The following is a 19,876-nucleotide window of genomic DNA, read 5'->3' on the forward strand; positions in this document are numbered from 1 at the left end:
GCCGCTCCGAGAATTTGAACGTTCAAACCCCCCGCCGGCGCACGCCGCCCCACCCCCTGACGCACCGCCACCCGTCCGACAGGAGAGCCCCGATGCCCCCCACCCGCGCCCCGCGCCGCCGACCGGTCCGCGCCCTGCCCTCGGGCTTGGCGGTCCTGGCCGTCCTCGCCGTCCAAGCCGTCGGCGCGGGACCGGCCCGAGCCGACGGCCCGACCCCGCTGGTCGACGGCGGCGGCTACGTCCTCGGGTCCGCCCTGGACGGCGGCTGCCTCGGCCCGCAGTACGCGCGACCGGCGGCCGGCACTCCCGTCGTCGGCACGGCCTGCCAGGGCCTGCTCAGCCAGCGCTGGCAGCTGCACCGCACCACCGACGGCTACCGGCTGGTCAACGCCGCGAGCGGACGCTGCCTGACCCTCGACGGCACCGGGCGGCACCCCGGCACGGCCGACTGCGGCACCGACCCGGCCGCCGAGACCTTCGCCATCTCCCCGGCACCGGGCGGGAGTCACACCCTGGCCGCACACGGCGCCTGCCTCACCACGGCAGGCGACCACGAGCAGAACAGCGTTGCCGGGCGCGAGCAGAACAGCGTTGCCGGGCGCGAGCAGGACGGCGCAGCCGACCGCGAGCAGGACCGCGCAGCCGACCGCGAGCAGAGCACCGCGGACCGCCGGCACTGCGACGCCCGGCCCGCCCACCGCTGGACCCTCACCCGCAGCGAACCGCTCACCCTCACCGACCCCGGCTTCGAACAGGGCACGGACGGCTGGACGTTCACCGAGCACACCGGCGTCGCCACCAACAACCCGCACGGCGGCACCCGCCTCGCCTACCTCGACGCCGGCTCCGGCCACCGGATCGCCCAGCAGGTCACCGCCGTCACCGCCGGCAGCTACGACCTGTCCGCCTGGATCGCCACCGGCGGCGCCGGCGGCACCTTGTCCGTCAGCGTCAATGGCACCGCGGTCCGTTCGCTGATCCTGCCCGAGCAGCCCGTCTACGCGAAGTACACCCTGCCCCGGGTGCACGTCGCGGCCGGCGACCGGCTCACCCTCGGCATCGGCTCCTCCCCCACCGGCTGGATCAACGCGGACGACGTCTCCGTCGCCCCGTCCGCCCCCAGCGACCCGAGGGTCAGCTCCTCGGACCCCGAGGTCGTCGCCCTGTTCGACTGGGCCAAGACCAAGGCCAACAGCTGGGTGCAGCAGGCCGGCACCACCGGCGTGCTCAACCAGGACGAGAACAACCCCGGCGGCACCGGCACCACCACCTACGACACCACCTACTGGGCCGGCTACCCGTTCCGCTCCGGCTTCTACAGCCGCGACTTCGCCCACCAGCTGGTCGGCGCCCACCTGCTCGGCCTGGACGCCGAGAACAAGACCATGCTGCGCGGCTTCGCCGCCTCCGCCACCGAGACCAACAAGCTCTACCCGGTCTGGGCGCTCAACTTCGACGCCAGGACGTACGGCGGCATCGACTACCGGAGCCCCGACCGCTTCGTGCGCGAGCTGCCCGCGCCGTTCGAGCTGGTCGAGAAGGCCGGCGAGGCCTACCGGTGGACGGGGGACCGCGACTACGCCGACGACCCCGCGCTGAGCGGCTACGTCCGCAACACCCTCGGCCCCTTCATCGCCCAGCACCCCGGCCCGGTCGACAACGGCGGCCTCCCCATCCCCCAGGCCACCAGCCGCAGCATCTTCGCCGGCACCGCGAGCTACGCCGAGAACGCCACCAGCACCTACGCCGAGGCCGGCGACGCGATCGGCGCCCAGTACCAGGCGTACCTCGCCGCCTCGACCCTGGCCGCCGCCAAGGGCGACACCGCCGCCGCCACCGGCTACCGGCAGGCCGCCACCGCGCTGCGCGACTACGTCAACACCACCTGGAGCGTGGACCGGCAGCAGCCCGGCGAGGTCGTGCACGGCTACGACACCACCGGCAAGCCGGTGACCGGCTGGGGCTACGAGTCCAGCGTGCTGATGCCGGTCAAGCAGCTGCTCGACCCCGGCCCGCGCCGGGACGCCCTCCTCGCCGCCATCGACGCCGCCGACTCGGGCCCGCAGCGCTCGACCAACCTGGAGGCCTACACCTACCTGCCCGACGCCTTCTTCGCCGACCAGGACGGCGACACCGCCTGGAAGTGGATGCGGCAGATCTACCAGGGCGTCGACCAGCTCCACGCCACCGGGCGGCTGCTCAACGGCGACTACCCCGAGGTCCCGTTCACGCTGCTCGGCCAGACCGTGCAGGGCCTGCTCGGCGTCGAGCCCGACGCCGCCGCGCACACCCTCGTGACCGCCTCCCGGCTGCCCGCCTCGATGGGCTGGCTGGAGGTCGCCGACATCCCGGTCGGCGCGGGCTCGGTCACCGTCCGGCACGACGGCCACCGCAGCAGCACCGTCACCAACACCGGCCGCGCACCGCTCACCTGGGAGGCCCGCTTCGCCGGCCCGCACGGCGGGATCACCGTCGACGGCAAGGCCCGGCCCACCCGCACCAGGACCGTCGACGGCGTGAGCTACACCTACGCCACCGTCACCGTCGCCCCCGGGCGCACCGCGAGCGCCGCCGTCACGGACTGACCTCCAGGCCGCACACCCCGCTCCACCCGGCACACCGTCACCTCCCCCACACCCTCAGGAGCACGCATGCGCCACATCCCCCACCGCCTCGCGGCACCCGTGCTCGCGCTGGCCCTCGCCGCCACCGGCCTCGGCACCCTCACGCTCGGCACGGCCGCCCCCGCCGCCGCCGCCCTGGGCAACGGCAACGCCCTCACCCCGCCCATGGGGTGGAACTCCTGGAACTCCCTCGGCACCGAGGTCACCGAGGACCAGGTCGTCCAGACCATCGACTTCATGGCCGCCAACGGCCTGGTGGCGGCCGGCTACGACACCGTCACCATCGACGACGGCTGGTCGCTCTGGCACCGCGACGGTCAGAGCACCGACCTGGTCCGCAACGCCGACGGCGGCCTCCAGCTCCAGGACGCCGCCGGGAACCCCGTCAGCGGCACCGACGGCACCGGCGACGACCCCACCTCCGGCCACCTCCTCCCCCGCCCGGACCACTTCCCCGCGCAGACCGTCAACGGGCGGACCGTCAACGGCATCGAGTACCTCGCCCAGTACGCGCACGGCAAGGGCATGAAGTTCGGCCTCTACGCCACCGACACCTACCTCACCTGCCAGATGCACCCCGGCAGCCTCGGCCACGAGAGCACCGACGCGAGCGACTTCGTCTCCTGGGGCGTCGACTACGTCAAGTACGACGACTGCCCCTACGGCCCGCAGATCACCGGCCCGGACGGCCACGACTACTTCACGCAGGGCGAGGGAAAGGAACTCACCCGCTCGGTCTACGCCCGCGTCCAGACCTTCCAGCGCGCCCTCGACGCCGCCTCCGCCGCGCAGGGCCGGCCCAAGGTCACCCTCAGCGTCTCCGCCCAGCCCGCCCACACCGGCGTCCCGTACCTGCTCGCGGCCGACGACCCGGCGCGCACCGACCCGGTGGTGCGGGCCGCCGGCACCGCGCCGTTCCAGGCGCCCGGCTACGCGCCGACCGGCGTCTGGTGCGGCCAGGTCGCCAACCTCTGCCGGATCGGTGGCGACCGCGACAGCGAGCTCGACGGGGTGCTCTGGAAGGGGCAGTTGCAGACCGCGCTGCAGTACCCCGGCAACGTGCGCCCGGGCAGCTGGAACGACCTCGACATGATGTTCACCGGCTGGCAGGACGTCTACGGCGCCTGGGGCACCACCGACACCTGCACCTGCCACAAGCCGTTCACCGACGACGAGTCCCGCACCGAGACCTCCGTCCTCGCGATGCTCGCCGCCCCGCTGGTCTCCGGCGCCGACCTGCGCACCGCCGCGCAGTCCCAGCACAGCGCGGACGGCCGCACCTGGTCCACCGGGATCGACGCCGCGAGCCTGGCGGTCCTGAAGAACCGCGACGTCATAGCCATCGACCAGGACGCGCTGGCCAAGCCCGCGACCCTGGTCGGCGCCAAGCCCGCGAACGCCACCGCGCCGGTCGTCCTCCAGCGGCGGCTGGCGAACGGCGACACCGCCGTGCTGCTCGTCAACCAGGACCCGGCCGCGAGCCGCACGGTGAGCACCAGCCTCGGCGAACTCGGCCTCACCGGGCCCGGCTACACCGCCAAGGAGCTTTGGACGGGCGCGAGTTCGACCGTCACCGGCACGCTCGGCGCCTCGGTGGCCCCGCACGGCGTGGCGCTGTACCGGCTCAGCGCCCGGCCGGCCACCGGGCCGGCTGCGGTGGTCGACGACGGCCGCTACCACGCGATCGGCGCCGGCGGCAGTGGCGGCCTGGTGCTGGAAGTGGCGGGGACCTGCAGCTCGCCGCTCGGCGCCGTCGCCGACGTCGACACCTGGTGGCCCACGCACACCTCCGAGCAGTGGACCTTCACCAGCAACCCGGACGGCACCGTGCGGATCGCCGACAACTGCGCCACCGCCACCCACGTGCACACCGTGCTCGCCGCCGGCACCGACCCCGGCAACAGCGCCTACCTGCTCGACTACTCGCCCGGCAACCGCTGGCAGGAGTGGCGGGTCACCCAGGACGGCGCCACCGGCACGCTCACCATCACCAACGTCGCCACCGGCCTGGTCCTCAACGCCCGTACCGGCACGGCGGGTTCGACCGTGACCACGGACGCGGCCGACGGCGCCGCCCCCGGACAGGGCTGGGGCATCGTGTCCTGACCTCCCCAGCATGGCGACGGTGGGTTCCCAGTCGTCGCAGATGTCCGGCCTGCGCACCGGCGAGACCGACGACCCCCGCGCGCTCGCCCGGCGCTGGTGGCCGCTGGACCAGGTCGCCGAGGGCCACCAGCGGCTCGCCGAGGTCGCGGCCGACCGCCTCGCCCGACTGGAGAAGGGCCTCAGCGGCCCCGAACTGCTCACCGTCGCCCTGGAGTTGGCCGCCTCCTTCACCGAGGCCATGGGGCCCGACCCGCTGCTGCCGCCGGAACTCCTGCCACAGCCCTGGCCCGGCACCGCGGCCCGCGAACTCGTCGCCCGCTGCTGGGCGCTGCTGCTCGCCGACCCCGGGCCGGGCGCGCCCCGGCTGTTCGACGCCTACGCCAAGGTCGTCGCGGCCGTCACCGCGTAGCCGCCGGACCCGGCTCGGGCTCGGCCGCCGCAGCAGGCGCGTCGGGCGCGACCGGCTCCGGCAGGGTGCGGAACAGCAGCCAGCTCAGCACCGGCATCAGCACCAGCGGCAGCAGGGCGGTGCGCAGCGAGGTCGCGTCGGCGAGGCCGCCGATCACCGGGCTCGCCAGGCCGCCGATGCTGACGGTCAGGCCCAGCGTGATCCCGCTGGCGGTGCCGATCCGCGACGGCAGGTAGTCCTGCCCCAGCGTGACCTGCAACGAGAACGGCACGTACAGGCCCGCCGAGGTCAGCGCCACGAAGACGTACAGCGCCGGGCCCGGCACCAGCACCACGCCCGCCACGGCCACCGCCGCCACCAGGTACGACCAGCGCGCCACCGCGACCCGGCCCCAGCGGTCCGCCAGCGCGCCGCCCAGCACCGAACCCACCGCGCCGCCCGCGTACAGCACCACCAGCGCCGCGGTGCCCGCCGCCGTACCGCCGCCGACCCGCTGGGTGGCGAACAGCGCGAGGAAGGTGCTCAGGCCCGTGAAGGCGATCGAGCGGAACACCACGGCCAGCGACAGCCGCACGAACGAGGCCCGGTCGTCGGCCCCGACCACCGGTGCCGAAGCCGTCCCTGCGGCCCGCCGCCGCTCCAGCTCGCGCAGCACCGGCAGGCACAGGACGGCGCCCACGAGCGCCGGCAGCACCAGCAGCGGGGTCAGCCGCAGGCCGCCGCCCGAGACCACCACGGAGACCAGCAGCGGGGCCGCCGCGAAGCCCAGGTTGCCGCCCAGCGAGAACCAGGCCATCCCCCGGTGGCCGTCCCGCGCGGCCAGCCGGGCCACCCGGGCGGACTCCGGGTGGTAGGCGGCCACCCCGACCCCGGACAGCGCCACGAAGGCCAGGGTCAGCGGGTACGAGCCGCTCACCCCGCTGAGCGCGATGCCCACGCCGCCCACCAAGGTGCTGACCGGCAGCAGCCAGGGCAGCGGGTGGCGGTCGGTGATCGCGCCGAACAGCGGCTGTGCCACCGAGGAGAGCAGGGAGGCGGCGAGCACCACGCCCGAGACGGCGGCGTAGCCGTAGCCGCGCTCGGCCACGAAGAACGGGACCAGGGCGGCCACCGCGCCCTGGTAGACGTCCACGCAGGCGTGTCCGAGGGACAGCAGGGTGATCGAGGAGTCCCGCTTGGCGGGTGTGCTCCTCGGATTGTCAGGCGTACTCGGCGTACTCGGCGTACTGGATGTACTGGATGTACTGCTGGATGTAGTGGACGCACTGGGCGTCGTGATCGGCAGGTTGTCCGGCGTTGTCTTCGGCATGCCGACATGCTCGGCGCAGCGGCACCTGTCGGGCTTCCGATAATCTGCCAGGTGATGCCGAACATCCGCCACGACCCCGTCGCCCCGACCCGCGTCCTGCTGTTGGCCTCCGGCGCCGGGATCGACGCCCACCGCCACGACGACCACCAGATCGCCTACGCGGCCAGCGGCGTGCTCGCCATCACCACCGACGCCGGCTCCTGGGTCGCCCCCGGCACCCGCGCCATCTGGGTCCCGGCCGGCACCGTGCACGCCCACCAGGCCCACGGCGAGCTGGACCTCCACCTGGTCGGACTGCCCGCCACCGAGAACCCGCTCGGCCTGGACCGGCCGACCGTGCTCGCCGTCGGACCGCTGCTGCGCGAGCTGATCGTCGCCTACACCCGCACCCCCGAGGACGGCAGCCCCGAACGGGCCCGGCTGCGCGCCGTCCTGCTCGACCAGCTGCGCGCCTCCCCGCAGCAGCCGCTGCACCTGCCCGCCCCCGCCACACCGCTGCTGCGCGCGGTCTGCGACCGGCTCCGCGCCGACCCGGCCGACCAGCGCACCCTCGCCGAACTGGGCCGGGAGGTCGGCGCCAGCGACCGCACGCTCTCCCGGCTCTTCCGCGCCGACCTCGGCATGACCTTCCCGCAGTGGCGCACCCAGCTGCGGCTGCACCACGCGCTGGTGCTGCTCGCCGAGGGCCTGCCCGTCACCACGGTCGCGCACCGCTGCGGCTGGTCCTCCGCGAGCGCCTTCATCGACGTCTTCCGCCGCACCTTCGGCCACACCCCGGGCCGCCACCCCGCGTACTGACCGCGTACCGACCGCGCGTTGTCGGCCGCTGGTGGCAGGGTGGGGAGCATGTGCGGTCGTTTCGTCTCCACCACCACGCCCCAGGACCTCGTCGCCCTGCTCGGGGAACTGCGCTGGGATCCGGCCGAGTCGTTCGCGCCGAGCTGGAACGTGGCGCCCACCGACCCGGTACCCGCCGTCCTGGAACGCGTCGACCGGGAGAGCGGCGAGCTGCTGCGGCAGCTGCGCCCGCTGCGCTGGGGCCTGGTGCCGTCCTGGTCCAAGGACCCCTCCGGCGGCGCGCGCATGATCAACGCCCGCTCGGAGACCGTCCACCTCAAGCCCGCCTTCCGCAAGGCCTTCACCACGCGGCGCTGCGTCATCCCCGCCGACGGCTACTTCGAGTGGCGCGAGGTCCCCGCCGCGGCCGACCGGAAGAAGTACAAGCAGCCGTACTTCCTCAGCACCGGCTCGGTCATGCTGATGGCCGGCCTGTACGAGTTCTGGCGCGACCGCACCCGGCCCGAGGACGACCCGGCGGCCTGGCTCGCCACCGCCACCGTCATCACCACCGACGCCACCGACAGCGCCGGGCGCGTCCACGACCGGATGCCGCTCACCATCGCCCCCGCCGACCTGTCCGCCTGGCTCGCCCCCGATCTCACGGACTCCGGCGAACTCCACCACCTGCTGCGCCGCCCCACCGACGGCGCCCTGCGGGTGCGGGCCGTCTCCCCCGCCGTCAACAGCGTCCGCGCCGACGGGCCGGAACTGCTCGCCCCCGCCCCGGACCCGCTGGGCCTGGCGGACTGACGCCCGCCCGGCCGTCAGGCGATCCGGCCGGCCAGCCCCGGGTAGTCGAGGACCAGGCCGTCCCGGTCCAGCACGAGGTCGCTGCGCAAGTCCCCGGAGGCGTAGCGGACGGTGGCCCGCCCGCCGTCCAGGCCGAGGTGGGTGTAGGTCTGGCGGGAGGGGTGCACCGTCAGGTCGGGCACCCGGATCCAGGCCATCAGGAAGTGCCGCTCGCCCGGGCCCCGGTGGAGGCCGTGGCGCAGCACCGGCGGGGTGTTGGTCACCGGGGAGAGCCCGAGGTCGCAGTCCAGCGCGCCGGCCAGGTCGGGCCGTTCCACGCCGTCGACACTCCAGCGGCCGCCGTCCTGACGCAGTTCCAGCTCGCGGACGCCGTCGGCGGTCTCGGCCCGGACCCGCATCCGCCGGGTGACGAAGCCCTCGCCGGTCTCCAGTTCGTACGTCAGCCAGTACGGCGCGGGCCGCGCGGCGGCGACCCGGCCGCGGGCGTGCAGGGCGGCGGCACCGAGCTCGATCCAGGACGTCTCCAGGCCGTCCGTCTCGGTGACCTGCCAGGTGGGAACGGTGTGCATGATCATCCGGGTACGCTACCGTCCGGTACCGACAGGGGCGCGTACCCGCCTCCGGGCGGGCGGCGGGATCCGGTGACACGGCGCCCGCCCGCGACTACGGTGGGCGGGCGGAACCGTACGTGGGGGTGAGGGCGCCGAAGTGTTGATGTCCAGGACGACGCATGTCCGGCCCGAGGGCGGCCTGCCCGACCACGAGGCCTTCGACCAGCGGCGCCGCCCGGCCTCGCCCGCCACCGCCGGGAACCCGCACGCCGAGCAGCGGGCGGCCGTACTGCCGCCCGAGGCGGCGCGGGCCGCGCTGACCGTCGAGGCGAGCGCCCCCGCGCCCAACCTGCCACCCCGCGCCGCGGACCGGCTCGTGGGCCGCGACGGCGCGTTGCGGGCGATCGCCGAGGCGCTGTCGGACGGCGACGGCAGCGGGCTGGTCACCCAGGCCACCACGCTGCACGGTCTCGGTGGGGTCGGCAAGACCACCGTCGCGCTGCACTACGCCTACGCCGAGGCCGCGCACTACCGGCTGATCTGGTGGATCGCCGCCGAGTCCGAGGAGCAGCTCGCCGAGGCCTTCGCCGACCTCGCCGTCCACCTCCACCCCACCTGGGCCCTCACCGCCCCGCCCGGCCAGCAGGTCGAGTGGGCGCTCGCCTGGCTGCGCGCCCACGACCGCTGGCTGCTCGTCTACGACAACGCCGAGGACCCGGTCCACCTCACCCCCTATCTCGGCCGACTGCTCGGCCGCGGCCACCAGTTGGTCACCAGCCGCCGCGCCGGCGGCTGGCACCCCGGCATCCGCCCGGTACGGATCGACGTCCTCGACGCCGCCGAAGCCACCCGGCTGCTCTGCGGCACCGCCCACCCCGGGGCGCGGGCCGAACAGGCCGAGGTGCTCGCCCTGGCCGACGAACTCGGCCACCTCCCGCTCGCCCTCGCCCAGGCCGGCGCCTACGTGCAGCAGACCGGCACGACCTTCGCCGCCTACCGCGAGCTGCTGCGCACCAGCAGCCCGGCCGGCCCTGACGCCGACTCCGGCTCCGGTACTGGCTCCGGCTCCGGTACTGGCTCCGGCGCGGTGGCCACCGTCTCCCGGCTCTGGCACACCACCCTGCGCACCGTCCAGGCCACCACCCCGTTCGCCGTCGAGCTGCTGCGCACGCTCGCCTGGTACGCCCCCGAGGCGCTGCCGCGCGAAGTCCTGACGCCCTTCGGCGCGCGCCGCCCGGCCGAGGTCGACTCCGCGCTGCGGCTGCTCGCCGACTACAACCTGATCACCCTCGGCGACACCGTCACCGTGCACCGCCTGCTCCAGGGCGTGCTGCGCCGTTCCGACGGCGCCCGCCCACTGCGCCGGCGCGCCGAACAGCAGCTCGCCGAGGCCGCCGCCCGGCTCTGGCCGACCGCCGGGCCCCGGCTGCGCCGGGCGCTGCTGCCGCACATCCGCGAGCTGGCCGCCGGCGGCCCGTCCGAGCACCCCACCCCGCAGACCGTCGCGCTGTACCGGCTGGCCGCCGGCGAGCTGACCGACCGGGCCCAGCGGGTCTTCGCCATCCCGCTGGTCACCGCGATGGCCGACGGCCAGACCCGCCTGCTGGGCTCCGACCACCCCGACACCCTGGCCACCCGGGGCCGGCTCGCCGAGCTCCACACCCGGGCCGGCGACCCGGCCCGCGCCGTCGCGCTCTGCCGGGCGGTGGTGGCCGACCGCACCCGCCGCCAGGGCCACGACCACCCGGCCACCCTCGCCGACCGCAGCACGCTCGCCCACGCCTACCGCAAGGCGGGTGAACACCACCGTGCCGTCGAGGAGTTCCACTCAGTGGTGGCCGACCGGACGCGGGTGCTCGGCGCCGACAGCCGGGAGACCCTCACCAGCCGCGCGGGCCTGGCCTACGCCCTCCAGGTGGCCGGTCGGCACCAGGCGGCGGTGGCGGAGTTCGAGCGGCTGCTGGCCGACGCCGGCCGGGTCCTGGACGACCCTGACCACCCGGACATCCTGGCCCACCGCAACGGGCTCGCGTACGCCCAACTCACCGCCGGTCAGCACCGGTTGGCCATCACCCTGTACGAGCAGGCGGTGGCCGACCGGGCCCGGGTGCTCGGCGCCGACCACCCCGACACCCTGACCAGCCGCGACTGGCTCGCGGCCGCCCACCTCGTCGCGGGAGACCACCGGGCCGCGGTCGCCGGGTACGAGGCGCTGGTCGCCGACCACGTCCGGGTCCAGGGCCCGGACCACCCGCAGACCCTCTTCGCGCGCGGCCGGCTGGCGGCAACCCACTGCGAGTCCGGGCACCCGGCCTCGGCGGTCACCCGGTTCACCGATCTGGTCGGCGACTACACCCGCGTCCTCGGGCCCGACCACCCCCACACGCTGGACGCGCGCAGGGGTCTCGCCCACGCCCACCGCGAGGCGGGCCAACTCCGGACGGCGGTGGACGAACACCGGGCGCTGGTCCGCGACCGCGCCCGCGCCCAGGGGCCGGACCACCCCGGCACGCTGGAGGAGCGCAGCGACCTCGCCTACGCGCTGCGCGTCGCGGGCCGGACCGACCGCGAACTGGCCGAGTTCGAAGGCCTGGTGGCCCACCGCGCCCGCGTCCAGGGCCCGGACCACCCGGACACCCTGGACGAACGGTCCAACCTCACCCGCACCCTGCTGCTGGCCGGGCGCCCACGCGCGGCGCTCGCCGAATGCCGGCGGCTCCTCGCCGACCGCGAGCGGGTCCACGGCCCCGACCACCACGAGACCTTCGAGGCCCGGCTGAGCCTGGCCCGGGCCCTCGGCGACGCCGGCGACCACCGACACGCGGCGGAGCTGTGCGACCGACTCGTCGCCGACCGGCTGCGGGTGCTCGGCGCCGACCACCCCGCCGTCCTCCACACCCGCGGCTGGCAGGCCTGGCTGCACGGCGCGGCGGAGCACCACCGGCAGGCCGTGGAACTGCGCGAACGGCTGGTGGCCGACTACGGCCGGGTCCACGGCCCCGACCACCCGCAGACCCTCAACGCCCGCACCGGCCTGGCCTACGCCCTCCAGAGCGCGGGACGGATCCGGGAGGCGCTCGCCGAACGCGAACAGGTACTGGCCGACCTGGCCCTGGTGCTCGGCGCCGGGCATCCTGCCACCCTCGGCGCCCGCCTCCAGCTGGCACGGACCCACGACGAGAGCGGCAACCACCCGCGCGCCCTGGAGCTGTACGCGGACCTGGTCGCCGACTGCGTCCGGCTGTACGGCGAGGAGCACCCCCGCACCCTCAGCACCCGGTGGTGGCTCGCCTCCGCGCACGGGGACGCCGGGGAGCACCGGATCGCGGCGCAGCTGTACGAAGCGCTGGCGGCCGACCGCGCCCGGCTCCAGGGCCCCGACCACCCGGAGACGCTCAACACCCGCTGGTGGCACGCCGACAGCTGCCGGGAGGCGGGCGACCACCGGCGGGCCGTCACGCTGTCCGAAGCCCTGGTGGCCGACCACACCCGCGTCCACGGGCCGGAACACCCCGCCACCCTGGGCGCCCGCCTGGCGCTGGCGCAGGCGCTCACCGCCGCCGGCCGGCACCGCCGGGCGCTGGAGCTCCACCGGGAGCTCGTCGCGGACCGGGCCCGGATCCAGGGCCCCGACCACCCGGACACCCTCAATGCCCGCTGGTGGCTGGCACACGACTGCCAGCGGGCCGGCGAGCACCGCCGCGCGGTGGAGCTGTACGACGCGCTGGCGGCCGACCGCACCCGGATCCTGGGCGCCGACCACCCGCAGACCCTCACCGCCCGCTGGTGGCAGGCGAACGGTCACCAGCGGGCCGGCGACCACCGCCGTGCGGTGGAGCTGTTCGACGCACTGGTGGCCGACGACACCCGGATCCGCGGCGCCGACCACCCCGAGACCCTGGCCACGCGCTCCGGCCTGGCCTGGGCCACCTCCAGCGCGAACGACCACCGCCGCGCCATCGCCCGCTACGAGGCCCTGGCCGCCGACCGCACCCGGATCCACGGCGCCGACCACCCGCTGACCCTGGACGCCCGCGGTTCCCTGGCCTGGGCGCACGCCGAGGCGGGCGAGCACCGCCGCGCCGCGGAGCTGCACTGCGCGCTGGTGGCCGACCGCACCCGGCTCCAGGGCCCCGACCACCCCGCCACCCTGGACACCCGGCTCGGCCTGGCCCGGACCTGGCGCGAGGCGGCCGAGCACGACCGCTCGGTCGGCCTGTTCCGGGCCCTGATCGCCGACTACGAGCGGGCGCTCGGACCGGACCACCCCGACACCCTCGACGCGCGGCTCGGCCTCGCCCGGTCGGTGGTGGCGGCGGGCGACCACCCCGCCGCCGCCGAGCTGTACACGGCGCTGCTGGCCGACCAGGAGCGGGCGCAGGGCCCGGACCACCCGGACACGCTCACCACCCGGTGGTGGCAGGCCGCCGCCCACCGCGACGCGGACGACCATCGCCGCGCGGCCGAGGCCTTCGGCGCCGTCGCCGCCGACCGGGCCCGGGTGCTCGGCGCCGACCACCCGGACACCCTCAACGCCCGCTGGTGGCAGGCCTCCTCGTACCGCGCGGGCTACGACCTCCAACGCGCGCTCGACCTGGCCGCGCCCCTGGTCGCCGACACCGAGCGGGTGCTCGGGCCCGACCACCCCGACGCCCTCGGCGCCCGGTTCCTGCTGGCCTGGACGTACCGGTCGGGCGGCGACCACCGCCCCGCGACGGAACTCGACGAGGCACTGCTGCGGGACCGGATCCGGCTCCAGGGCCCGGACCACCCCGACACCCTCGCCTGTCGAGGCAGCCTCGCCCAGGACCGCCGGCTCGCGGGCCTCCTGCACCGGGCCGAGGCCGAACGGGAGGCGCTGGCCGCCGACCGCGCGCGCCTCCACGGCCCCGACCACCCGGACACCCTCCTCCAGCTCTCCCAGCTCGCCGAGGCCGTCCTCGCCACCGGCGAACTCGACCGCGCCACAGCCCTGTTCACCGAGCTGATCGCCCACCGGACCCGGGTCCAGGGCGCGGACCACCCGGACACCCTCGGCGAGCGCTCCGGCCTCGCCTCCGTCCACGCCCGCGCCGGCCGGCAGCGGCAGGAGATCGTCGAACGGCTGATGCTGCTCGCCGACCACGAGCGCGTCCACGGCCAGGACCACCCCGCCACCCTCACCGCGTGCACCGACCTCGCCCACGCCCACCGCCGCCGCTGGGAGCACGACCGCGCCGACGCGCTCTACCGCGCCGTGCTGGCCGACCGCACCCGGATCCTCGGTGCCGAACACCCCGACGTTCCCGACGCCCCCGACGCCCTCGACACTCTCGACGACCTGGACAGCATCGCGCTCAACCTCGTCGAGGCCGGCCGGTACGCGGAGGGCGCCGACTGCTACCGGGAGGCGCTGGCCGCCGCCGAATCGGCCCTCGGCCCGGAGCACCTGCTCGCCCACGCCGTGCGGTACGGCCTCGCCCAGGCCCTGCTGCTCGCCGGGGACCACGAGGGCGCGATCGCCGAACTGTCGCCCCTGACGGCGGACTGGACCAGACCGGCCGGCCCCGCCCTGCCCGGCCTCGTCCGCTCCGGGTGCGTCCTCGCCGTCGCCCGCCACCTCGACGGGGAGCACGACGCGGCGGTGCGCCTGGCCGCCACCCTCGCCGCCTGCGCGGACGACGCCCTCGGCGGCACCGACGACGCCACCCTCATCGCCCGCGAGGCCCACGCGCTGCTGCTGGCCTGCGGCCCGCGGCCGCTGCGCGCCGTCGTCCGGCTGGAGGAACTCGCCGAGGAGTGCGCCGCGAGCCACGGCCCGCGCAACCCCCTCACCCTGAGCATCCGCCAGAGCCTCGCCCACGCGCGGCTGCGGGCCGGCGACGCCGTCGGGGCGGTACGGGTCTACGAGGGCATCGTCGCCGACCGGCTCCCGGCCGGAACACTGCTGACCGGGCACCGGCACGCCGACGACGTCGCCGTCAGCCTCGGCACCCTGCGTCCCGGGCTGCTCCCGGTGTTCCCCACCCTGGCCGTCGGCCTGGCCGCCGCGCTCGCCGCGAGCGGGCGCCGGGACGCCGCCCGGGAGCTGCTGGCGGCCGTCCACACCACGCGCCGGACCCTGCTGGGCCACGGCCATCCGCTGGCCGCGGAGAGCCGGACGGCCCTGGCCCGACTCGACGGCGGCGCGACGCAGTCGCCGGCCCCGCTCGACGGCGGCGGGCCGGAGTCGCTGCCGTCCACCCCCGTCCGCGCGGAGCTGGGGTCGGAACCGTCCGAACCGGCCGAACCGGCCGCGCTGATCCGGCGCTCGCGCGGGTCGCGGCACCTCCCCCCGGCGCCCGCGCCGGCCAGGACGGCCTGGCGGCCCCGGCTCACTCTGCTCGACGAGCCGGCGGTGCGGGCCACCGTGCACCTGGAACTGCGGCTGGAACCCGAGGTGCCGCAGAGCGACCCCGGCGAGCTGCCGGGCCTGCGCCTGGTGGCCGTCGCTGCCTCGGACGCCGTGCTCGATCCACCCGTCGCCGACTACAGCCCCGCCGGGGAACCCGTCCGCTTCGCGCTGACCCCGTCCGTGCCGGGGCCGCACACCGTCCGGATCACCGTCTACGACCGGGGGCACGGCGCCGTGCTCCAGGACCTGTCCGCCGTCGTCGACGTCCCGCCCGGCCCCGCCGTCGCCCGTATCGCCGACACCGCCGACACCGCCGACACCGCCCAGGACGAGGAGTAACGCGTGGCCCGGGACCTCCTCGTCGAGATCCGCCAGAACCCCTCCGCCGACTTCACCCGGCTCCCCCGGCAACAGGCACCGGACGCCCCGCAGGCCAAGGAGCCGGCCCCCCTGGACCTCGTGGTCTCGCTGCGCCGCCACCGCGACGACCTGTTCGTCTCCGCCTTCCGGCCCGGCGAGCGCACGCCCTGGTCCCGCCCCCACCGCGCGGAGCTGAAGGTGTCCGCCCCCGCCCTGCTCGCCCGGGCCTCCCGGCTGCGGACCGTCTGGCGCGACCGCCTGGTCCAATACGACCCCGAGCCGATCGGCGGCTACCCCTTCGCCCAGGCCGTCGACTTCAACCGGCTGGCCGGCGTCGCCGAGCGGCAGGTCGCCGAACTGGCCGAGGAGGGACGGTACTTCCTGGAGGTGATGCTCGACGGTCCGGAGCGCGAGCTCACCGTCTTCCGCGAGTACCTCACCCGGACGCTCACCGAACACGGCTCGCTGCGGATCAGCTTCGACTCCGACCTCCACCTGCCCTGGCCGATGCTCGCCGTCGACGGCGGCCGCGCCGACCCGTGGGCGGACTTCCTCGGCCACCGCCACCAGGTCGAGCAGACCGGCGCCGGCTACCCGCCGATCCAGCCGCCGTACCCGGCCCGCACCAGGCCCGTCACCAGCCTCAACACCGACGACCAGCTCACCGACGTCGGCCGGGCCCCCGAGGTCCGCAAACTGCTGGAGGACCGCTCCCAGCTGACCGTGCGCACCGAGTCCGAACCGCTGCTCAAGGCGCTGTCCTCCGCCGTGCTGGACGAGGACGTCATGTACTTCTGGTGCCACGGCCAGTTCGTCCCCGGCGACTCCCCGTACGAGCAGCTCGCCGTCCGGCTCTCCGACGACCGCCAGATCGACGCCGACCTGGTGCGCCGCCACCGCCGGCGGCACGCCGAGGCGCCGGACGCCATGTTCCGGCCGTTCGTGCTGCTGAACGCCTGCCACACCGGGCAGTCCACGGCCGCCGAACTGGAACACCTCGGCCGGGCACTGGTCGACCTCGGCGCCAACGGCGTGCTCGGCCCGCAGATCGAGATCCCGCAGGTCTTCGCCGCCGAGTACGCCTTCGCCTTCCTCGACCTCTACCTCACCGGGGAGTTCACGGCGGGCGAGATCACCCAGCAGCTGGTCCGGCGGTTCGCCCGCGAGTACCGCAACCCGCTGGCGCTCACCTACTCCCTGCACTGCGGCCTCGACAGCATCCTGGAGCTGACCCCGTGACGGCGCCCACGCCCATCGCCACCGCCACCGTCGACCTGGACGAGGAGGGCCGGCTGCTCGTGCCCGGCACCCGCACGCCGGTGCCCGAGGCCCGGATCGCCCAACACCTCGCCCGGCACCTGCGCATCCCCCCGCGGGCGACCGACATCTACGTCTACGTCCACGGCTGGCAGACCAGCCCCGCCGCCGCCGACCGCTCGGCCGCCGCCCTGCTCACCGAGGCCGCCGCCCTGCACCGGTCCGCACCGACCTCCTACCCCGGGCTGGCCAAGGGGTTCCGCCCGTGGTGCGTCGTGGTGCGCTGGCCGTCCTCCAGCCTGCCCTCGCCGGCCGGCTACCGCCGGATCCGGGCCCGGGCGCACGCCATGAGCGCCCAGGGGCAGGCCGGGCGCGTCCTCGGCCACCTGCTCGGCTACCTGGACGCCGACCGCGGCGACCCGGCCGCGGCCCGCGTCCTGGCCAACCGCAACGGCCAGTACCTGCACCTGGTCGGCCACTCCTTCGGCGGCCGCTTCCTCTGCGAGGCCGTCCAGTACGCGGCCGACCGGCCCGCCGGGCCGCCGGTCCTGGGCTGGAGCCGGCCGGGCGACCCCACCCGGCCGTTCACCGTCGACAGCGCGCTGATCTTCCAGATGGCCGCGCCCCGCGACGCCTTCACCCACCTCTTCCCCCGGCTGTTCCTCGGCCCCGGCCGGCCCGGCGCCCCGCTACGCGGCCCGCTGGTGCTCACCCACTCCCGCTGGGACCGCGCCACCGGCTTCTGGCACCTGCGCGCCGAGGGCCGCCCGGGCATCGGCCACTCCGGCACCGGCGCCGCCCCCGTCCCGCAGTTCAGCACCCGGCTGCGCCCGACCGCCTCCCCGTACCCGCACGCCGAGTTGGACCACCCGATCGTCAACATCGACGCCGCCCGGGTCTACCGCGGCAGCCTGGCCACCCGCCTCAACCCGGCGGGCGCCCACTCCGACTTCCACCACCCCGAATCCGCCCACCTGCTGCTCAGCCTCGCCGCCCACTCCCGCTGACCGGACGGGGCCCGTCGTCCCGCTCGGGCGCCCCGGCCGATCCGCACCGGTCAGTCCTGCGGTGCGAACGAGTCCAGGTAGGCGGCCGCCTTCGCGGGGTCGAGGAACCACTGCTCCAGGTCGGCCGGGTCGTCGAAGGCGTTGGCGAACCGGTCGGCGACGGGCTGGAGTCGACCGGCGGCGCCGAGCAGGCGCAGCACGTGCTCGGGCGGCGGCGCGAGCATCGCGTTGCTCCAGACGGTGCTGGGGCGCGCGGTCCGCCAGAAGCGGTCGAAGGCGGCCCGCATGAAGTCGCGGTCGAACGGCTTGTCGCCGTGCGCGAGGATCGCGTCGAGGTAGCCGGCCGCGCACCGGGCGGCGTTGTTGGAGCCCTGGCCGGTGATCGGGTCGTTGAGGACGACGACGTCCGCGACGCCCAGCACCGCTCCGCCGCCGGGCAGTTCGCCGACCGGGTGGCGCACGACGGGGGTGAAGCGCCCGGCGAGGGTGGCGCCGGCGTCGGTGAGTTCGATTCCGGCCCGAGCGCGGTCGTACTCCCAAGGAGTGAAGGTCTTCATCAGGTCGAGCGTCACCCGCAGGTGTTCGGCCGGGTCGCGGACCCCGTCGAAGGCGTCCGCCGGGCCGCCCGGGGCGGCCTCCCAGAGCAGGAGGTCGCACGGGCCGGCGCCCGTCAGCGCCGGCATGACGAACAGTTCGCCGACGCCGGGCACCACGTCGCAGCGGACGGCATGGAAGTCGTACTCGGGGCGCGGGCCGAGCCCGTACACGTAGCTGGCGGCCAGCGCGCGCTGCGGCCGGTCGTACCGGGAGCGCTCGTGGTCGCGCTCGAACATCGCGGCCAGGTCGCCCTTGCCGGCCGCGACCAGGACCAGGTCGTAGGAGCCGGAGAGGTGTTCGAGGTCGACGACGGTCACCGGGCGGATCACCACCCGGCCGCCGCGCCCGGCGAAGGTCTCCAGCCAGGTGGGCATCTTCAGCCGCTGGTCGACGGACTGCGCGGGCGCGTCCAGGCGCCCGACCCAGTCGATCACCCGCGCGGACCCCGGCCCGGCGACGGAGACTCCGAGGCCCTCGATCCGGGGTGCGGTGTCCGCCCAGAGATCCAGGCCGAGGTCGCGTTCGGTCCGCAGCGCGGCGTCGAACATGCACTGGGTGGACAGCACCCGGCCGCCCCGGACCGCGTCCGCGTCGCGGTCGGTCATCACCGTCACGTCGTAGCCGTGGGCCTGGAGCCCCAGGGCCAGTTGGAGGCCGGCCTGCCCGGCGCCGACGATCAGAACTCTGCGCATCGTCTCCGCTTTCCTGGTTGTACGTCCTGGCCCGGCCTCAACCCCCGTCCGCCTGTGGGCCGGTGAGCCCGCGAGGAGGCGGTGGGAACCGACCGGCCGCCAGTCGCGCTGCCAGTGGCCTGGATACCAGTCATCGGACACCCGCGTCCACGGCCTGCGCGCACGCCCCGCCGGAAACGTCACCGTCCGCGGTCGAATGCCGTCGAACAAGCGATTTGAAAAATTCTTCAACTTCATACATGCTGGCGAGCCGCCGACCCCCGGCCCGACCCGAGAGGACAGCCCGCGCGCATGAGCGACCACCTCCCCCCGTGCCCGTCGTGCTCCAGCGAGTACACCTATGAGATGAACGCCCTCATGGTCTGCCCGGAGTGTGGCCACGAGTGGATGCCCGCGGCAGGCGGCGCCGCCGAACCGGCCGGCCCGGGCGAGCGGGTGATCCGGGACGCGGTCGGCAACGTGCTCAGCGACGGCGACACCGTGACCGTCGTCAAGGCCCTCAAGGTCAAGGGCAGTGTCTCCGGCATCAAGGCGGGCACCAAGGTCCGCAACATCCGCCTGGTCGACGGCGTCGACGGCCACGACATCGACTGCCGGATCGAGGGGTTCGGCGCCATGCAGCTCAAGTCGAGCGTGGTCAAGAAGGCCTGACGAGGCCCTGCCACCCAGGCCTCTCCCTGTCCCGACACCTCCCGACGCCCGACCGCCCTACGCCTTCCGCGCCACCACCAGCCTGCAGTGCGGGCTGCCGTCCTCCCGGCGGCCCAGGGTTTCGACCGGGGTGAGGGAGACCTCGAAGCCGGACGCCTCCAGGCGGGCGCGGACGTCCTGGAGGCGGAAGGTCCGGTAGTACATGACGAACGGCGGACGCCAGACGGCGTTCCGGACGCGCATCGCCGCGTCGAAGCCCCACAGGGTCCAGTAGAGGCGGGAGCCCACCGGTGGTGGGGCGGGGAGCGGGAAGGCGAAGGTGCCGCCGGGGCGCAGGGCGGCGTGGACCT

13 protein-coding genes and 1 pseudogene are annotated in these 19,876 nt (G+C 75.5%); 9 read left to right on the forward strand and 5 right to left on the reverse strand.

Annotation, left to right across the window (positions count from 1 at the left end; all coding sequences use genetic code 11):
- Positions 1 to 92 precede the first annotated feature (92 nt).
- From ACIQVZ_RS36045 to ACIQVZ_RS36055, 3 genes are all read left to right on the forward strand, one after another.
- Complete coding sequence (locus ACIQVZ_RS36045; protein WP_402456046.1) at positions 93 to 2,585, forward strand: RICIN domain-containing protein; 2,493 nt, start codon at positions 93 to 95, stop codon at positions 2,583 to 2,585.
- 66 nt (positions 2,586 to 2,651) lie between these two features.
- Positions 2,652 to 4,730 (forward strand): RICIN domain-containing protein, encoded by a 2,079-nt coding sequence (locus tag ACIQVZ_RS36050; protein ID WP_402456047.1) that lies wholly within the window; start codon positions 2,652 to 2,654, stop codon positions 4,728 to 4,730.
- Positions 4,731 to 4,749: 19 nt separating this feature from the next.
- Positions 4,750 to 5,139 carry a PaaX family transcriptional regulator C-terminal domain-containing protein gene (locus ACIQVZ_RS36055; protein WP_402456049.1) on the forward strand — a complete coding sequence of 130 codons (390 nt, stop codon included), beginning with the start codon at positions 4,750 to 4,752 and terminating at the stop codon, positions 5,137 to 5,139.
- Here the strand turns inward: ACIQVZ_RS36055 and ACIQVZ_RS36060 are convergent.
- Together ACIQVZ_RS36060 and ACIQVZ_RS36065 are read right to left on the reverse strand one after the other, a co-directional pair.
- Positions 5,129 to 6,271 carry an MFS transporter gene (locus ACIQVZ_RS36060; RefSeq protein WP_402456050.1) on the reverse strand — a complete coding sequence of 381 codons (1,143 nt, stop codon included), beginning with the start codon at positions 6,269 to 6,271 and terminating at the stop codon, positions 5,129 to 5,131. The genes ACIQVZ_RS36055 and ACIQVZ_RS36060 overlap by 11 nt on opposite strands.
- Positions 6,272 to 6,338: 67 nt before the next feature.
- Positions 6,339 to 6,473, reverse strand: a complete 135-nt coding sequence (locus ACIQVZ_RS36065) for a hypothetical protein (RefSeq protein ID WP_402456052.1) — start codon at positions 6,471 to 6,473, stop codon at positions 6,339 to 6,341.
- Positions 6,474 to 6,502: 29 nt separating this feature from the next.
- On the opposite strand from ACIQVZ_RS36065, the gene ACIQVZ_RS36070 reads away from it, so the two are divergent.
- On the forward strand, positions 6,503 to 7,246 hold the full coding sequence (locus ACIQVZ_RS36070) for a helix-turn-helix transcriptional regulator (protein ID WP_350884845.1): 744 nt from the start codon (positions 6,503 to 6,505) through the stop codon (positions 7,244 to 7,246).
- Between the two features lie 48 nt (positions 7,247 to 7,294).
- Positions 7,295 to 8,038, forward strand: a complete 744-nt coding sequence (locus tag ACIQVZ_RS36075) for an SOS response-associated peptidase (RefSeq protein ID WP_402456054.1) — start codon at positions 7,295 to 7,297, stop codon at positions 8,036 to 8,038.
- Between the two features lie 14 nt (positions 8,039 to 8,052).
- Here ACIQVZ_RS36075 and ACIQVZ_RS36080 read toward each other — a convergent pair whose 3' ends face one another.
- Entirely contained in the window at positions 8,053 to 8,613 is a 561-nt protein-coding gene (locus ACIQVZ_RS36080; protein ID WP_402456056.1) for a putative glycolipid-binding domain-containing protein, read from the reverse strand.
- Between the two features lie 139 nt (positions 8,614 to 8,752).
- On the opposite strand from ACIQVZ_RS36080, the gene fxsT reads away from it, so the two are divergent.
- From fxsT to ACIQVZ_RS36095, 3 genes are read left to right on the forward strand one after another with little or no spacing between them, the layout of a single operon-like run.
- A complete protein-coding gene (gene fxsT / locus ACIQVZ_RS36085; RefSeq protein WP_402456058.1) occupies positions 8,753 to 15,301 on the forward strand; it encodes an FxSxx-COOH system tetratricopeptide repeat protein in 6,549 nt (2,182 codons plus the stop codon).
- Between the two features lie 3 nt (positions 15,302 to 15,304).
- Entirely contained in the window at positions 15,305 to 16,561 is a 1,257-nt protein-coding gene (locus ACIQVZ_RS36090; RefSeq protein ID WP_402456060.1) for a CHAT domain-containing protein, read from the forward strand.
- Positions 16,558 to 17,586: a hypothetical protein gene (locus tag ACIQVZ_RS36095; protein WP_402456062.1), complete on the forward strand. Its 1,029-nt coding sequence runs from the start codon at positions 16,558 to 16,560 to the stop codon at positions 17,584 to 17,586. The genes ACIQVZ_RS36090 and ACIQVZ_RS36095 overlap by 4 nt, the downstream gene beginning before the upstream one ends.
- A 50-nt stretch (positions 17,587 to 17,636) precedes the next feature.
- On the opposite strand, the gene ACIQVZ_RS36100 is transcribed toward ACIQVZ_RS36095, so the two are convergent.
- The gene (locus ACIQVZ_RS36100) at positions 17,637 to 18,875 is read right to left on the reverse strand and encodes a styrene monooxygenase/indole monooxygenase family protein (RefSeq protein WP_402456064.1); all 1,239 of its coding nucleotides are present in this window, start codon (positions 18,873 to 18,875) and stop codon (positions 17,637 to 17,639) included.
- Between the two features lie 291 nt (positions 18,876 to 19,166).
- On the opposite strand from ACIQVZ_RS36100, the gene ACIQVZ_RS36105 reads away from it, so the two are divergent.
- Positions 19,167 to 19,526 carry a zinc ribbon domain-containing protein YjdM gene (locus tag ACIQVZ_RS36105; RefSeq protein WP_063345891.1) on the forward strand — a complete coding sequence of 120 codons (360 nt, stop codon included), beginning with the start codon at positions 19,167 to 19,169 and terminating at the stop codon, positions 19,524 to 19,526.
- 57 nt (positions 19,527 to 19,583) lie between these two features.
- Here ACIQVZ_RS36105 and ACIQVZ_RS36110 read toward each other — a convergent pair.
- Positions 19,584 to 19,876, reverse strand: a pseudogene (locus ACIQVZ_RS36110) (SAM-dependent methyltransferase); the annotation flags it as partial.

Source organism: Kitasatospora sp. NPDC098663 (genome assembly GCF_044760075.1).
In the GTDB taxonomy this organism is placed as follows: domain Bacteria; phylum Actinomycetota; class Actinomycetes; order Streptomycetales; family Streptomycetaceae; genus Kitasatospora.

What these genes read in the sequence shown, in the direction of transcription:
- ACIQVZ_RS36105 (WP_063345891.1), top strand. Translation starts at nt 19,167, where the DNA reads ATGAGCGACCACCTCCCCCCGTGCCCGTCGTGCTCCAGCGAGTACACC.
- ACIQVZ_RS36100 (WP_402456064.1), bottom strand. Translation starts at nt 18,875, where the DNA reads ATGCGCAGAGTTCTGATCGTCGGCGCCGGGCAGGCCGGCCTCCAACTG.
- fxsT (WP_402456058.1), top strand. Translation starts at nt 8,753, where the DNA reads ATGTCCAGGACGACGCATGTCCGGCCCGAGGGCGGCCTGCCCGACCAC.
- ACIQVZ_RS36070 (WP_350884845.1), top strand. Translation starts at nt 6,503, where the DNA reads ATGCCGAACATCCGCCACGACCCCGTCGCCCCGACCCGCGTCCTGCTG.
- ACIQVZ_RS36045 (WP_402456046.1), top strand. Translation starts at nt 93, where the DNA reads ATGCCCCCCACCCGCGCCCCGCGCCGCCGACCGGTCCGCGCCCTGCCC.
- ACIQVZ_RS36050 (WP_402456047.1), top strand. Translation starts at nt 2,652, where the DNA reads ATGCGCCACATCCCCCACCGCCTCGCGGCACCCGTGCTCGCGCTGGCC.
- ACIQVZ_RS36080 (WP_402456056.1), bottom strand. Translation starts at nt 8,613, where the DNA reads ATGATCATGCACACCGTTCCCACCTGGCAGGTCACCGAGACGGACGGC.
- ACIQVZ_RS36075 (WP_402456054.1), top strand. Translation starts at nt 7,295, where the DNA reads ATGTGCGGTCGTTTCGTCTCCACCACCACGCCCCAGGACCTCGTCGCC.